Here is a 470-nt window from a genome sequence, read left to right as displayed (position 1 = left end):
AAACATTTTGATTGTACGCCGGCCGCCGTTTGCTATGCACTCAAACAGATGGGGATGACGCGCAAAAAAAGACCACCACTTACAAAGAACAAGACCCGGCCAAAGTAACGCATTATTTGACACAGCCGGCCGAATTTTCCGACTACCAACGTGTTTATTTGGATGAAACAGGATTTGACCGCTACCTGTTCCGTCCCTATGCCCTCAGCCTGAAAGGGCAAATAGTGAAAGCGCAGATAAGTGGAAAAAGATACCGACGCTTATCTCCGGTGTCCGCACAAGTCGGCAACCGGCTGATTGCTCCGATGGTTTATCAAAATACGATGACCGGAGTCTTTTTTGAAGCGTGGTTTCAGCAATGCCTACTGCCCGCATTGACTCAAAAATCGGTGATTATTTTAGATAATGCACGATTTCACCGTATGGGTGTCTTACGGGAAATGGCGGAAAAATTGGGACATAAGGTATTG

Annotated in this window: 1 pseudogene; it reads left to right on the top strand. The window is 46.6% G+C overall.

Features of this window, described 5'->3' with window-relative positions:
- A pseudogene (locus NSCA4_RS0112140) lies at positions 1-470 on the top strand (IS630 family transposase); the annotation flags it as partial.

It is taken from the genome of Neisseria sicca 4320, assembly GCF_000193735.1.
GTDB classification, from domain to species: Bacteria; Pseudomonadota; Gammaproteobacteria; order Burkholderiales; family Neisseriaceae; genus Neisseria; species Neisseria sicca_E.
This window is presented reverse-complemented; position numbering and strand designations above follow the sequence as displayed.